At 68.5% G+C, this 13,333-nt stretch carries 15 protein-coding genes; 6 read left to right on the top strand and 9 right to left on the bottom strand.

Annotation, left to right across the window (positions count from 1 at the left end; genetic code table 11):
- Positions 1 to 69: 69 nt before the first annotated feature.
- From ACLBWH_RS02275 to serS, 4 genes are all read right to left on the bottom strand, one after another.
- Positions 70 to 375, bottom strand: coding sequence for a PilZ domain-containing protein (locus ACLBWH_RS02275; protein WP_322847877.1), 306 nt, complete (start codon positions 373 to 375; stop codon positions 70 to 72).
- 76 nt (positions 376 to 451) lie between these two features.
- Positions 452 to 1,681 carry a tyrosine--tRNA ligase gene (gene tyrS / locus ACLBWH_RS02270; protein WP_322847878.1) on the bottom strand — a complete coding sequence of 410 codons (1,230 nt, stop codon included), beginning with the start codon at positions 1,679 to 1,681 and terminating at the stop codon, positions 452 to 454.
- 54 nt (positions 1,682 to 1,735) lie between these two features.
- Entirely contained in the window at positions 1,736 to 2,899 is a 1,164-nt protein-coding gene (locus ACLBWH_RS02265; RefSeq protein ID WP_447796470.1) for a peptidoglycan DD-metalloendopeptidase family protein, read from the bottom strand.
- 4 nt (positions 2,900 to 2,903) lie between these two features.
- The gene (gene serS, locus ACLBWH_RS02260; RefSeq protein WP_447796468.1) at positions 2,904 to 4,184 is read right to left on the bottom strand and encodes a serine--tRNA ligase; all 1,281 of its coding nucleotides are present in this window, start codon (positions 4,182 to 4,184) and stop codon (positions 2,904 to 2,906) included.
- 101 nt (positions 4,185 to 4,285) lie between these two features.
- On the opposite strand from serS, the gene ACLBWH_RS02255 reads away from it, so the two are divergent.
- A complete protein-coding gene (locus ACLBWH_RS02255) occupies positions 4,286 to 4,717 on the top strand; it encodes a host attachment family protein (protein WP_322847881.1) in 432 nt (143 codons plus the stop codon).
- 63 nt (positions 4,718 to 4,780) lie between these two features.
- On the opposite strand, the gene ACLBWH_RS02250 is transcribed toward ACLBWH_RS02255, so the two are convergent.
- On the bottom strand, positions 4,781 to 5,683 hold the full coding sequence (locus ACLBWH_RS02250; protein WP_447796466.1) for a hypothetical protein: 903 nt from the start codon (positions 5,681 to 5,683) through the stop codon (positions 4,781 to 4,783).
- A 439-nt stretch (positions 5,684 to 6,122) separates the two neighbouring features.
- Between ACLBWH_RS02250 and dksA the strand changes: the two genes are divergently transcribed.
- Positions 6,123 to 6,587: an RNA polymerase-binding protein DksA gene (dksA, locus tag ACLBWH_RS02245; RefSeq protein WP_038658291.1), complete on the top strand. Its 465-nt coding sequence runs from the start codon at positions 6,123 to 6,125 to the stop codon at positions 6,585 to 6,587.
- 84 nt (positions 6,588 to 6,671) lie between these two features.
- The gene (locus ACLBWH_RS02240) at positions 6,672 to 7,010 is read left to right on the top strand and encodes a PilZ domain-containing protein (protein ID WP_447796464.1); all 339 of its coding nucleotides are present in this window, start codon (positions 6,672 to 6,674) and stop codon (positions 7,008 to 7,010) included.
- A 197-nt stretch (positions 7,011 to 7,207) separates the two neighbouring features.
- Here ACLBWH_RS02240 and ACLBWH_RS02235 read toward each other — a convergent pair whose 3' ends face one another.
- Complete coding sequence (locus tag ACLBWH_RS02235; RefSeq protein ID WP_322847885.1) at positions 7,208 to 7,363, bottom strand: DUF465 domain-containing protein; 156 nt, start codon at positions 7,361 to 7,363, stop codon at positions 7,208 to 7,210.
- 169 nt (positions 7,364 to 7,532) lie between these two features.
- Between ACLBWH_RS02235 and ACLBWH_RS02230 the strand changes: the two genes are divergently transcribed.
- Positions 7,533 to 7,730, top strand: a complete 198-nt coding sequence (locus ACLBWH_RS02230) for a YdcH family protein (protein ID WP_038658294.1) — start codon at positions 7,533 to 7,535, stop codon at positions 7,728 to 7,730.
- 99 nt (positions 7,731 to 7,829) lie between these two features.
- Positions 7,830 to 8,288, top strand: a complete 459-nt coding sequence (locus ACLBWH_RS02225) for a DUF1465 family protein (protein WP_322847886.1) — start codon at positions 7,830 to 7,832, stop codon at positions 8,286 to 8,288.
- Positions 8,289 to 8,533: 245 nt separating this feature from the next.
- Here ACLBWH_RS02225 and ACLBWH_RS02220 read toward each other — a convergent pair whose 3' ends face one another.
- A complete protein-coding gene (locus ACLBWH_RS02220) occupies positions 8,534 to 9,490 on the bottom strand; it encodes an NAD(P)H-dependent flavin oxidoreductase (protein WP_322847887.1) in 957 nt (318 codons plus the stop codon).
- 129 nt (positions 9,491 to 9,619) lie between these two features.
- On the opposite strand from ACLBWH_RS02220, the gene ACLBWH_RS02215 reads away from it, so the two are divergent.
- Entirely contained in the window at positions 9,620 to 12,205 is a 2,586-nt protein-coding gene (locus tag ACLBWH_RS02215) for a M1 family metallopeptidase (RefSeq protein ID WP_447796462.1), read from the top strand.
- A 39-nt stretch (positions 12,206 to 12,244) separates the two neighbouring features.
- Here ACLBWH_RS02215 and ACLBWH_RS02210 read toward each other — a convergent pair whose 3' ends face one another.
- Positions 12,245 to 12,586, bottom strand: coding sequence for a hypothetical protein (locus ACLBWH_RS02210; protein WP_447796460.1), 342 nt, complete (start codon positions 12,584 to 12,586; stop codon positions 12,245 to 12,247).
- Between the two features lie 72 nt (positions 12,587 to 12,658).
- Entirely contained in the window at positions 12,659 to 13,234 is a 576-nt protein-coding gene (locus tag ACLBWH_RS02205) for an alpha/beta hydrolase (protein ID WP_447796459.1), read from the bottom strand.
- Positions 13,235 to 13,333: the final 99 nt, after the last annotated feature.

Here is a 13,333-nt window from a genome sequence, read left to right as displayed (position 1 = left end):
GGAGGTGGCACCGCGCAGCGGTGACGGAGGGGGAGGACAGGGCGGAAGTTCCGCGCCCCCCAGGAACCGCTACCCTGCCATTGCCCCCAGCACGGCATGATAGCGGTTCGCGGGGATCGGCCGCTCCAACTGGCAGCCGATCCGGCCGCCCAGCGCCCAGCGGACGACGACGCGCACGTCGCCCATCGCGGGCAGCCGGATGAAGAGCCAGTCGCCGGCACCCACCGCCACGTCGCTGCGGATCATCAGACCCGATGGCGACAGATTGACGATCAGCACCGAGACGCGACGCTCGTCGGCGAGCATCGCGCTGCTGCGATGATGCACCTCGTCGCGCGGCTCGCTGCGGTCGTCGGACAGGGTCGCTGCAATCACCTTTAGGCTCCTCCGAAATGATCCGGCTCCGGACCATTTCGGACTTATCCGTACAAGGTGATGCGTTTACGAGTCCTTACCGCGCCGGGGTTAGCAGCCCGTGCAGCTTCTTGCCCGCCGACACCCTGACCTCGGCATCGCCGAGCGCGATCGTCGCCGCCTCGTCGCTCACCTTCTCGCCATCGATGCGCGCGCCGCCGCCGGCGATCAGCCGCCGCGCCTCGCCCTTCGACTTGGCGAAACCGAGCGCGACCAAGGCATCGACCACCGCGATCGACTCGCCGGGTACGGCGACGCTCGGCAGCGCATCGCCGCTCGTGCCCTCCTCGAAGGTGCGCCGCGCGGTCTCCGCCGCCTGTTCCGCCGCCGCGCGGCCGCGGCACATTGCGGTCGCCTCGTTGGCGAGCACCTTCTTGGCCTCGTTGATCTCCGCCCCCGGCAGCGCTTCCAGCCTTTCGATCTCGTCGAGCGGCAGGTCGGTGAACAAGCGCAGGAAGCGGCCGACGTCGCGATCGTCGGTGTTGCGCCAGAATTGCCAGTAATCGAAATGCGGCAATTGGTCCTCGTGCAGCCAGACCGCGCCGGCCATCGTCTTGCCCATCTTGCCGCCGTCGGCGGTGGTGATCAGCGGCGTGGTGACGCCGAACACCTCGGCGCCGTCCATCCGCCGGGCAAGCTCGATGCCGTTGACGATATTGCCCCATTGGTCGCTGCCGCCCATCTGCAACCGGCACCCGGCGCGGCGCGACAGCTCCAGGAAGTCATAGGCCTGCAGGATCATATAGTTGAATTCGAGGAAGCTCAGCGATTGCTCGCGATCGAGCCGCAGCTTGACCGAATCGAACGACAGCATCCGGTTGACCGAGAAATGCTGGCCGACGTCGCGCAGGAAGGGGATATATTCCAGCCGGTCGAGCCATTCGGCATTGTCGACCATCACCGCGTCGGTGGGGCCGTCGCCGAAGGTCAGGAAGCGTTCGAAGATCCGCTTGATCGAAGCGACGTTGGTCTTGATGCCATCCTCGCCGAGCAGCTTGCGCGCCTCGTCCTTGAAGCTGGGATCGCCGATCTTGCCGGTGCCGCCGCCCATCAGCACGATCGGCTTGTGGCCGGTCTGCTGCAGCCGGCGCAGCAGCATGATCTGCACGAGGCTGCCGACGTGGAGCGACGGCGCGGTCGGATCGAAACCGATATAGCCCGGCACCACCGTCTTCGCCGCGAGCGCATCGAGCGCGGTCGCGTCGGTGAGCTGGTGGATATAGCCGCGCGAGGCGAGCGTGCTCAGCAGGTCGGACTGGTAGGTCATCCGCGCCGGTTAGCAAGCGATGCGGCGCCCGTCACCTGTCGTAGCGGCGGGACGTCACCGCCGTGGCAACTGGCTCTGCGGATCGACCGGGGTCCGGCCCTTGCGCAGTTCGAAATGCAGCTCGGGCTGGTCGGCGAAGCCGGTGTCGCCGGACAGCGCGATCGTCTGGCCGCGCTTGACGCTCTGTCCGCGCTGGACGAGCAGCTTGGCGGCATGGCCGTAGACGCTGGTCCAGCCGTTGCCGTGGCGGACGATGACGAGGCCACCGAGCGCGGCGATGCCGTCGCCGGCATAAGCGACGACGCCGTCCGCGGTGGCGTGCACCGGCGTCGACACGGGTACGGCGATCTTGATCCCGTCGTTGCGTTCGCCGCTCTTGCCCGGCCCGAAGCGGCGGACGACCTTGCCGTCGACCGGCCAGACGAAGCCGCCCTGCAACCGCGCCGGTGCAGCGACGACGGCGGTCGGCGGCAGCACGCGGCCGGGGTTGGCGACCGGTCTGGCGGGGGCCTGTCGCGGTGCTGCGGCGGGCTCGCCGCCGGTCAGGATGTCGTCGATGTCGAGCTTGAACGCCGCCGCGCGTTCGGCGCGGCTCGGCGGGGCGCCGGGATCGCCGGGGATCAGCACGCGCTGCCCGGCACGCAGGCCATAGGGTTCCTCGAGCTGGTTGGCGCTGACGATCCGCGACCACGCGACGCCATAGGCGCGGGCGATGGCGATGCCCGTCTCGCCGGGACGGACGAGGTGATAGCGGCCGCCGGGGATGATGAGCCGCTGCCCGGCGCGGATCGTATAGGGCGGCGCCAGCCCGTTGGCGCGCGCGATCGCCTCCGATCCCGCGCCGGTGCGCTCGGCGACGCGGCGGAGCGAATCGCCGGGTGCGACGACATAGCTCTGCTCGGCGACGACCTGCGCATCGGGCGTGACCGGCCGTGCCTCCCACGCCGGGCGCGCGGTGCGCGGCATCGCCACATCGCCGCGCGCGGCGGGGCGGGCCACGTCGCCGCGCGCGGCGGGGCGGGTCGTCGGCAGACGGCGGACGGGCGGATCGACGCGTTGCGGCGGCGGTTCGTCGCGCGGCGCCGGCACGCTGCGCTGTGGGGCGCGGTACGGCGGCGGGGGGCGCTGCACCGAGGGCGGGGCCTCGACGCTCGGGATACAGGCGGACAGCGTCAGGCCGGCGAGCGCCAGACTGCCTGCGATCCGCCCCCGCGCCACGCCGTCAGCGCTTGGCTTCGAGCCGGTCGAGCCCGCCGAGATACGGCCGGAGCACCGCCGGCACCGCGACCGAGCCGTCCTCCTGCTGATAATTCTCCAGCACCGCGACCAGCGTCCGGCCGACCGCCAGCCCGGACCCGTTGAGCGTATGGACGAAGCGCGGCGCCTTCTCGCCCTCGGCACGGTAGCGCGCGTTCATCCGCCGCGCCTGGAAGTCGCCGCAGGTCGAGCAGCTCGAAATCTCTCGATACGTGTCCTGCCCGGGCAGCCACACTTCGAGGTCGTAGGTACGCCGCGCGGTGAAGCCCATGTCGCCCGCGCACAGCAGCATCCGCCGATAGGGCAGGTCGAGCGCGTCGAGGATGCTCTCGGCACATTGCGTCATCCGCTCGTGCTCCGCCTCGGACGCCTCCTCGGCGACGATCGACACCATCTCGACCTTGTCGAACTGATGCTGGCGGATATAGCCGCGCGTGTCGCGCCCCGCCGCGCCCGCTTCCGAGCGGAAGCACGGCGTCAGCGCCGCGAAGCGCAGCGGCAGCTCGCCCGCCGGCAGGATCGCCTCGCGCACGATATTGGTCAGCGACACCTCGGCGGTCGGGATCAGCCAGCGGCCGTCGGTCGTGCGGAACAGGTCTTCGGCGAATTTGGGCAATTGCCCGGTGCCGAACACCGCCTCGTCCTTGACCAGCAAGGGCGGCGCCACTTCCTCGAAGCCATGGTCGCGGGTCAGCGTGTCGAGCATGAACTGGCCGAGCGCCCGTTGCAGCTGCGCCGCCGGCCCGCGCACCAGCGTGAAGCGCGCGCCGGCGATCGCCACGCCGGTCTCGAAATCCAGGCCGATCGCCGGCCCGATCGCATCGTGTTCGCGCGCCGCGAAGGCGAAGGCCGGCGGCGTACCGCGCTGGTGGACGACGACGTTGCCGCTCTCGTCCGCGCCGGCGGGCACGTCGGCGGCGGGCAGATTGGGCAGAGCGGCGAGCGTGGTGTTGAGCCGCTCCGCCGCATCGGTCTCGCTCGCCTCGAGCTGCGGCAGCAGGTCCTTGAGCGCGGCGACCTCGGCCATCAGCGCCTGCGCGCGCGCCTCGTCCTTCTGCGCCTTGGCCTGGCCGATCTGCTTCGACAGGTCGTTGCGGCGGGTCTGCGCGTCCTGCGCGGCGGCGATCGCGGCGCGGCGCGCGTCGTCGAGCGACAGCAGCGCGGCGGCCTGCGGGGCGACGCCGCGGCGGGCGAGGGCGGCGTCGAAAGCGGCGGGTTCGTCCCGGATGGCGCGGATGTCGTGCATGATTGCGCGGCTATGCCGACGCGCCTCCCGCCGCGCAAGTCGGCAACCCCATCGCCCCCGGCGGCGTTGACCCCCCGAGTCCAACGATCAGGAGTAACCCGATGCAGGTCCCCCACAACGCCTTCGTACTGGTCGCCGACGGGCGCAAGGCTCTGTTCTTCCGCAATGAGGGCGATGCCGACTTCCCCAACCTGCAGGTCGAACACGCCGAGGAACGCGTCAATCCCGCCGATCGCGACCAGAAGACCGACGCCGCCGGCGGTGCCAGCGCGACGCAGATGGGCACGATGGACGAGGTCGACTTCCACCAGCAGGAGGAAGACCGCTTCGCTGCCGACACCGCCGACATGCTCAAGCGCCGCGCGCTCGCCAACGAGTTCGATTCGCTGATCATCGTCGCGCCGCCCAAGACGCTCGGCGAATTGCGCCGCCATTATCACAAGGAAGTCAGCAACCGCCTCGCTGGCGAACTCGCCAAGGATCTCACCGGCCATCCCGTGCCCGACATCGAGAAGGCGCTCAGCGCCGCCTGACGATGGCCTGATGCGACAAGGGGTGCCGGACGCGAGTCCGGCACCCCTTTGCCTATCCGTCGGTCAGGCCGCCTGCGGCTTGGCGAAGCGCTTGCGGGCGACCAGCGCGGCCGCGGCGGCGCCGAACAGCAGCACCATCGGCGGTGCCGGCACCGGTGCCGGCGGACCACCCGACGATCCCGGCGGACCCGACGGCGGGCCGCCGTGATGCCCGCTCGACGTCCAGCCGCCGTTCGACGACCAGCCGCCGCTGGTGCTCCAGCCCTTCGAGCTCGACCCGTAATTGTTCTGGTTCTGGCCCTGGCCCTGATTTTGGTTCTGACCCTGGTTCTGGTTCTGGTTCTGGCCTTGGTTCTGGCTCTGATTATTGCTGTTGTTGTTCGTGTTCGAATTCTGGTTGTTATTGGAATTCTGGTTGCTGTTCGAATTCTGATTGCTGTTGTTGTTATTGTTGTTGATGTCGACATTGGCGCCGCCGGTCGAGCTGCTGGTCGAGGACGAGCTCGACACGTTGCCCGAGGACGAACTCGACACGTTGCCCGACGATGAGGAACTGCCCGACGAGGAACTGCTGGTCGAGCTCGATCCGCCGCTCGACGTCGAAGAGATCACCACGCTGCCGCTCGATCCGGACGATCCGCCGCCGAAGAAGCCGCCGCCGAACCCGCCGCCGAAGCCACCGCCGAACCCGCCGCTGCCGCCGACCACCACGGGCACGCCGCCGCCACCGCCGCCGATGAAGCCCTGCGCCGCGGGCAGCGGCACCGGAACGGGGGCCGCCTGGCTCGCCACCGTCACCACCGCGGGCGCGCAGCTGGTCGTGGTCGTCGTCACGACGCGGCGGCGCACGCCCTGGCGCTGGACCGCGGCGACCTGCCGCCGGACGACGACGCGCTTCTTGACCTGCTTGACGTAGACGGGTCGGTTCGGTCGCTCGGCGACGTGCACCGCACCGCCACCGATCAACGCTCCCCCGCATGCGCAAGCGCATAATTTCGCCAAGGCCATCCTTACGGACATAAGGTCTCTTTCTCGTTGCTGGCGCCCATGCCCCAGAATCCCGCTCGCAGCACGGCGGTGCTGCCATACGACCAAGGGCCAAAGAAACGATTAAGTGCAAGGACCTTCGGCACTTTGTTGCGGGGATATCGCCTTTTCACCAAAGCGATGTCTGGGGATCGCCGTTAACGTACCAGAGTGGAACAGATGTTTGATCCGTCGTTAACCACGACCGGCCCGTCGCCCGGCCGTCGCAATCCGTCGCCCGCCATGCTGCAATAAAATAACGCCGGGACGTACGATTCGGCAACTCTCATCGCTTGTGGTTCCTTCCGGGCGCGATTATAGGCGCTTCAACCATTTGGGGGCGGCCCCGAGGTCATCATGGGGCCGGAGGGAGAGTGGTATGGCAACGCAAGTCAGTCAGATAGACGATGTAACGACCAACCCGCCGGCGGCCAATGATGCCGACGATGGCTATCGACCCAGCAACGACGAACCGTTCATGACGCGGCGTCAGCAGGCGTATTTCCGCAACAAGCTGCTGCGCTGGAAGGATGCGATCCTTCAGGATGCGGCAGGCACGCTCAACCAGCTCCAGGTCGATTCGCTGCGCGAGGCGGATCTTACCGATCGCGCGTCCAGCGAGACCGACTGGTCGATCGAGCTGCGCACCCGCGATCGCCAGCGTAAATTGGTCTCGAAGATCGAGGCGGCGATCCGCCGCATCGACGAGGGCGAATACGGATATTGCGAAGTGACCGGCGAACCGATCAGCCTCGGCCGGCTCGAGGCGCGCCCGATCGCGACGATGACGCTGGAGGCGCAGGAGCGGCATGAGCGCAACGAGAAGATCTCGCGCGAGGACTGAACCGGCGTGGGCGGTTAACGCTTTCGCCACCATCGGCCATTAGGCGCCGGCGCCTAACCCGCACCGGTCACACAGGCTTCGTTTATGGACAGCTACTCCCACGACCCGTTCGACAAGGCCGACGCGGCCAGTGGGTCGCAGCGCAGCCGGTCGCGCGACAGCCTGTTCCTCATGGCGCAATTGCGCTTCGAGGAAGAGACGACGGTGCGCGACGTCCGCGTCCGCAACCTGTCGGAAGGCGGGCTGATGGTCGACTGCGCCCGCGTCAAGGAACCGGGCACGCCAGTGGCGCTGGAGCTGCGCGGCATCGGCAAGGTGACCGGCAAGGTCGCCTGGTGCACCGAAGGCCGGATCGGCATCGCGCTCGATTCGCCGATCGATCCCAAGAAGGCGCGCAAGCCGGTCAGCGGGGCAAAAGCCTAAGCGGGATCGATACTTATATCGTTGTCGTTTCCGGACGATGGGGATCGCCGAAGTCCCGCCCTTGCGTCACCCCGGACTTGATCCGGGGTGACGGACCGAAGGTGTCGACCAACGAGACTGCCACGCGCGCCTGCACCGGGCGCGCCGAACGGCGCTCATGCAAAAAGCCCCTCCGCGACGGGAGGGGCCGAAGGGCCTTACAGGCCGCTGAGCTCTTCCTTGAGCTTCAACTTCTTGCGTTTCAGGTCGGTGAGGATCGCGGCGTTGGGCATCGGGCGGTGGGCTTCGTCGGCGATGCGGCGGTCGAGCGCGGCATGCTTGGTCTCCAGAGCCTGTTGATGCGTCGTCTGCATTTCGGTGTCCTCCTGATGCATGCGTGTTGGGGGACTGAGTAAACCATCGAAGAGGTTAAAAGTCCTCATCGCAATTCGGTGAACGCGATTAGCCGAGTGGCTACGTGCGACGACTTGGTCCGCGCCCGCGGCTGGGCTAGGGGAGCGACGCAGGGGCAGGGGATTAGGCATGGACGAAGCACAGATCATCGCCCGGCTCGACGCGCTGCGGACCGAGCATCGCGATCTCGATGCCGCGATCGACGCGCTCACCGCGACCGGCGTGCCCGATCAGTTGCAGGTCGCGCGACTCAAGAAGCGCAAGCTGCGGCTGCGCGACGAGATCGCCAATTGCGAGGATCAACTGATCCCCGACATCATCGCCTGACATTATTTCGTCCCGGACCGAATCACTTCGGCACAACCGGCACAATCGGGACCGTTGCGGCACCTGTCCAAGCCGCCGGGCTTGTGTCACCCGGTGGTCATGACCCGCAGCAGCAGCGAATCACGCATCCACGATCGTCTGATCGACTCGCTCTATACCGAGGCGATGCTGCTCGCCGACGAGGCGCGCGACTATTTCGACGCCGAAGGCCGGCTGGAACGCGAGACGCTCGATCCGCTGATCCGCGTCGGCTTCTCCTGCGAATCGCTCAAGATCACGACCCGGCTGATGCACGTCATCGCCTGGCTGCTCACCCAGCGCGCGATCGATGCCGGCGAGATCCAGCCGCGCGAGGCGCTCGACCCGACACGCCGGCTCGGTAGCGCGCCGCAGTTCGACGCCGACCTCGTCCGTGCGCTGCCGGTGCGCGCGCAGGGGCTGGTCGCCGCGAGCGCCAATCTCCACCGCCGCGTCGGCCTGCTCGACGATGCGCAGGTGCCGCACCCGACGCCGAGTCCGGTCCATCGGCTTCAGGATCGTCTCGCGCTGGCCTTCTGACCCGCGGCCTGTCCTACATCCGTGCCGCCCGCTAGACCGGCGACATGGCGCCCCCGACTCCCCGTCTCTCCCCCCTCCCTGCAAGGCAAGCGCCGGGGGTGGCGACGCGAGGCGCGACACCCGTTGCCGAACGTCCGGCAAACCCCTGGGCGATGCCGCATCATGTCAAAAACGGAAACGATCGAAGCCCGATCGTTTCCGTTAAGGTGTCCATCTTGTCCATGTCGTCCGACACGACGCGTCGCTCAACCGAGCAGGCGCGCCTTTGCCGCGGCATATTCCGCTCCGAACCGCGCGACGCGGTCGGCGACGCTCTCGACCTTGTCGATCACGCCGATACCCTGTCCGGACCCCCAGATGTCGCGCCACGCCTTGGCCTTGCTGCCGTCGCCGCCGCCGAAGTTCATCGTCTTGAGGTCGCCCTCGGGCAGATTGTCGGGGTCGAGCCCCGATGCGGCGATCGAGCTGCGCAGGTAATTGCCGTGCACGCCGGTGAACAGGTTGGAATAGACGATGTCGGACGCGCGGCTCTCGACGATCGACGCCTTGTAGTCGGCCGCGGCATTCGCCTCGGTCGTCGCGATGAACGGCGATCCGATATAGGCGAAATCGGCGCCCATCGCCTGCGCGGCGAGGATCGCGCCGCCGCTGGCGATCGATCCCGACAGCGCCAGCGGCCCGTCGAACCATTGCCGGATTTCCTGCACGATCGCGAACGGCGACAGCGTACCGGCATGGCCGCCGGCCCCCGCCGCGACCGCGATCAGCCCGTCCGCGCCTTTCTCGATCGCCTTGCGCGCGAACCGGTCGTCGATCACGTCGTGGAGCGTGATGCCGCCCCAGCCATGTACCGCGGTGTTGAGGTCCTCGCGCGCGCCGAGCGAGGTGATGACGATCGGCACCTTCCATTTGGCGCAGGTGGTAAGGTCCTGCTCCAGCCGGTCGTTCGACTTGTGGACGATCTGGTTGACCGCGAACGGCGCGGCGGGCGCCTCGGGATGGTCGCGGTCGTGCGCCGCCAGTTCCTCGGTGATCCGATGCAACCACTCGTCGAGCAGCGTCTGCGGCCGCGCGTTGAGCGCCGGAAACGAACCGACGATCCCCGCCTTGCACTGCGCGATCACCAATTCGGGACCGGAGATGATAAACAGCGGCGAACCGATCACGGGCAGGCGCAGGCGGTCGAAGATCGGGGGTGTCATGGCGGCGGCTTCCTCTCTGGATCGGTTGTTTAGCGCAACCGATCGGCCTGTCCAGCAAGCCCCGTCTTGCCCGCGCCGAACAAAGGCGTATGGGCCGGATGATACAGTGTTTCCGGAGTGTGTCCTTCCATGAAGCTAGCCGTCGCCGCCGCCCTTGCCCTGACCGTCTCCACCCCCGCGCTCGCCGCCGGCAGCCTGCCCGCGACCGTCGTTCCGGTGCTCTACGACATCAATGTCACGCCCGATGCGCAGGCGATGACCTTCACCGGCAGCGAGACCGTTCAGATCGACGTCAAGGCGGCGACCGGTACGATCACGCTCAACGCCGCCGATCTGGCGATCGCCGCGGCGACGGTCGACGGCAAGGCGGTGCCCTTCGCGCTCGACAAGGACAAGCAGCAACTCGTCCTGACGCTACCCACCCCCGCGAAAGTCGGCCGCCACATCGTCGGCTTCCGCTGGAGCGGCAAGATCAACCAGTCCGCCGCCGGACTGTTCGCGATCGACTATACCAATCAGGACGGGTCGAAGGCGCGGATGCTCGCGACGCAGTTCGAGGCGCCCGACGCGCGCCGCTTCGCTCCGATGTGGGACGAGCCCGCGTTCAAGGCGAAGTTCCGGCTGACCGCGACCGCGCCCGCCGGCCAACTCGCTTTCTCCAACATGCCCGCCGCCTCGGTCGCCAGGCAGGCGGACGGCACGCAGCTCTACCGCTTCGCCGAGACGCCGGTGATGTCGAGCTATCTGCTTTACCTCGGCATGGGCGATCTGGAGCGCAAGACGGTGCAGGCGGGGAACGTCGAGATCGGCGTGATCACCCGCCGCGGCGTCGTCGACCAGGGCGATTACGCGCTTGCCGAGGCGAAGCGGCTGCTGCCCTATTACAACAGCTATTTCGGCCAGCCCTATCCGCTGCCCAAGCTCGACATGGTCGCCGGCCCCGGATCGAGCCAGTTCTTCGGCGCGATGGAGAATTGGGGCGCGATCTTCTATTTCGAGCCCGAATTGCTGTTCGATCCGAAGCGCGCCACCGAAAGCGGTCGTCAGCGCATCTTCACCGTCGTCGCGCATGAGATGGCGCACCAATGGTTCGGCGATCTCGTCACGATGAAATGGTGGGACGACCTCTGGCTCAACGAGGGGTTCGCCTCGTGGATGGAGAACAAGTCCGCCGCCGATCTCAATCCGGCGTGGAAGGCGGATGCCGCCGCGGTGTCGACCGATCGCGAGGCGGCGATGGGCATCGACGCGACCGCCGCGACCCATCCGATCATCCGCAAGATCGAAACCGTCGACCAGATCGGCGAGGCGTTCGACGGTATTACCTATTCGAAGGGGCAGGCCGTCATCGGCATGCTCGAATCGACGCTCGGCCCCGACAAGTTCCGCGACGGCATCCGCCGCTACATGGCCAAATACAAGTTCGGCAACACCGTCACCGAACAGCTCTGGGCCGAGCTGTCGGCCGCGGCCGGCCAGCCGGTGGCGGAGATCGCCCACGGCTATACGCTGCAGGGCGGCGTTCCATTGGTGACGCTGACCGGCGCGCGCTGCACCGGCGGCACGACCACCGCGACGCTCGCGCAGGGCCGCTTCGGGCTCGACGCGGCCTCGAAGACGCCGCAGACGTGGCAGGTGCCGCTGGTCGTCGCGACGATCGGCGGCGGCGAGACGCGGACGATCGTCACCGGCCCGGCGACCAATGTCTCGGTCAAGGGATGCGGCACGTTGCTGATCAACAAGGGCAAGGGCAGCTATACCCGCGTCCTCTACGACCAGCCCGGCCATGACGCCCTGGTCCGCGACTATACGCGGCTGCCGCTCGAGGACCGGCTCGGAACGCTCGCCGACGATTATGCCTTGGCGGCAGGGGGCTATCAGGATCTGTCGCGCTATTTCGCGCTGATGGGTCAGGTCGGCACCAACGCCGATCCGCTCGAATGGTCGCTCGTGTCGGGCCGGCTCGGCGGGCTCAACGGCCTGTTCGAGGGCACGCCGCTGTCCGCGCCGCTGCGCGCGCGCACCGTCGCGATCCTCGGCCCGGTGCTGCAACGCATCGGCTACACCGCGCGGCCGGACGAATCGCCGCTGGTCGGCAACCTGCGCGAGAACCTGGTCGGCCAGCTCGGCGCCAACGGCGATCCCGAGGTGCTGCGGCAGGCGCGCAGCTATGTCGCCAAGCTGTCCACCGATCCCACCGCGATCCCGCCGGCGATCCGCCAGCCGATCCTAGCCACCTTCGCCGCCAATGCGAGCGCGGCGGATTGGGACCTGCTGCTGCGCCTGACCAAGGCGGAAACGAACCCGGTCGCCAAGAACCGCTTCGTCTCGCTGCTCGGCTACGCCAAGGACGATGCGCTGGCGGCGCGCGCGCTGGAATTGCTCAAGACCGACACCTTCACCGCGCCGCAGCGCGCCGCGCTGTTGCGTGCGGTGTCGGGCGAGCATCCCGACATGACGTTCGACTGGGCGGTGGCGAACCGTGCCTTGGTCGAGGGGTTCATCGAGGACAGCAGCAAGGCGAGCTTCATCGTCGGCCTCGGCGGCGGCTCGGTCGATCCGGCGATGCCGGGCAAGATCACCGCCTTCGCCGCGACGATGCCGGAAACCTCGCGTGGTCCCGCCAAGCGGGTGGTGTCGAGCATCGCCGTCCGCAAGGCGGCGGCGGAGCGTCTGCGTCCCGCCGTCCAGACCTGGCTCGGCAAGGGCGCCTGACGGATGCGGAGCGGCCCCGGGGCCGCTCCGCCCATTGGATCAACCGCCGGCGCGGGCGGGGATGCCGGTGACCTCCGCCACCCCGTCGTCGCCGAGCGCGACCAGCCAGGCGCTGCCCTCGATGCACCGCACCGCCCATACCGGCTTGCCCTTGCGGTCGGCCTGTCGGGTCACCGCGGCGACGCCCTGGCACGGCTGTTTGGCATCGTCGATCGCCCGGTAGAGCACGCCGTTGAGCTGCCGCGGCGGCAGCGCGGTGACCTTGGCGATATAGCCGCTCTCTTTCGGGGCGGCGCTGGCGGTGTTGGCCGCTTGCGGTTCGGGTTGCGACCCGCATCCGGTCAGCGCCGCGGCCAGCATCAGCATCAATTCCTTACGCATCGCCGTCTCCATGGTCCTATCCTCCCGAAGATAGGCGGGGGAGGCCGGGATCGACAAGGCTCCACGTCCGCCTCAGCGCCAGCCGGTGATAGCCCGTACGCGGTCGACGTCATGGTCGACCATCTGCTGCGTCAGACGCAGGAACAGCCGCTGCGCCTGCCGCCACGCGACCGCGCCCGCCCGCCGGTCGCGAACGCGATCGCCGACGACGAGGCGGCTGCCCCAATCGTCGACCGCCGCCGCCAGATCGTCCGGCACGCCGCCGGGACGGATGACGAGCGACGGGAACGGCAGATGCGATCGGGGCGAGGCGAACAGTCCGCCCGCATCGGCCGGCGGCGCGAACAGCAGCGCGCCGGCGACCTTGCGGACGTCGTCGGCCGGCGACAGCCGCGCCCACCACGCGCTCGCCGCGCAGCCCAGTCCCTCGGCGACGATCAGCACGCGCGCGTCCGCCTCGCGCACCGCCCGGTCGAGCTTCGCCGCCCAGATGTTGCGCGTCGCCGGCGAGCGTGCATCGAGCGGCACCGCACCCGATCCGCCCGCAGGCCAGCCGAACATGCGCTGCCAGGCGGGTATGCCCTCGCCGTCGCCGATCGTGACGATCGACAGGCGGGGGGCGGCGAAGGGCAGGGCGATGGCGTTCATGCGCGTCTCACTCCTCAAGGCCGGGCGACTCGGCGAAGGACGAAGTATGAACGCTTCCTGACGACTGGCCAGCCCCGACACCGTCCTCCGCGCCGAACC

The organism is Sphingomonas sp. M6A6_1c, from assembly GCF_053345135.1.
This window is presented reverse-complemented; position numbering and strand designations above follow the sequence as displayed.

Coding starts and splice junctions, on each gene's coding strand:
- ACLBWH_RS02225 (WP_322847886.1), top strand. CDS start 7,830: ATGACCCGCAGCAGCAGCGAATCACGCATCCACGATCGTCTGATCGAC.
- ACLBWH_RS02215 (WP_447796462.1), top strand. CDS start 9,620: ATGAAGCTAGCCGTCGCCGCCGCCCTTGCCCTGACCGTCTCCACCCCC.
- ACLBWH_RS02205 (WP_447796459.1), bottom strand. CDS start 13,234: ATGAACGCCATCGCCCTGCCCTTCGCCGCCCCCCGCCTGTCGATCGTC.
- ACLBWH_RS02235 (WP_322847885.1), bottom strand. CDS start 7,363: ATGCAGACGACGCATCAACAGGCTCTGGAGACCAAGCATGCCGCGCTC.
- ACLBWH_RS02210 (WP_447796460.1), bottom strand. CDS start 12,586: ATGCGTAAGGAATTGATGCTGATGCTGGCCGCGGCGCTGACCGGATGC.
- tyrS (WP_322847878.1), bottom strand. CDS start 1,681: ATGACCTACCAGTCCGACCTGCTGAGCACGCTCGCCTCGCGCGGCTAT.
- serS (WP_447796468.1), bottom strand. CDS start 4,184: ATGCACGACATCCGCGCCATCCGGGACGAACCCGCCGCTTTCGACGCC.
- ACLBWH_RS02255 (WP_322847881.1), top strand. CDS start 4,286: ATGCAGGTCCCCCACAACGCCTTCGTACTGGTCGCCGACGGGCGCAAG.
- ACLBWH_RS02240 (WP_447796464.1), top strand. CDS start 6,672: ATGGACAGCTACTCCCACGACCCGTTCGACAAGGCCGACGCGGCCAGT.
- ACLBWH_RS02220 (WP_322847887.1), bottom strand. CDS start 9,490: ATGACACCCCCGATCTTCGACCGCCTGCGCCTGCCCGTGATCGGTTCG.
- ACLBWH_RS02230 (WP_038658294.1), top strand. CDS start 7,533: ATGGACGAAGCACAGATCATCGCCCGGCTCGACGCGCTGCGGACCGAG.
- dksA (WP_038658291.1), top strand. CDS start 6,123: ATGGCAACGCAAGTCAGTCAGATAGACGATGTAACGACCAACCCGCCG.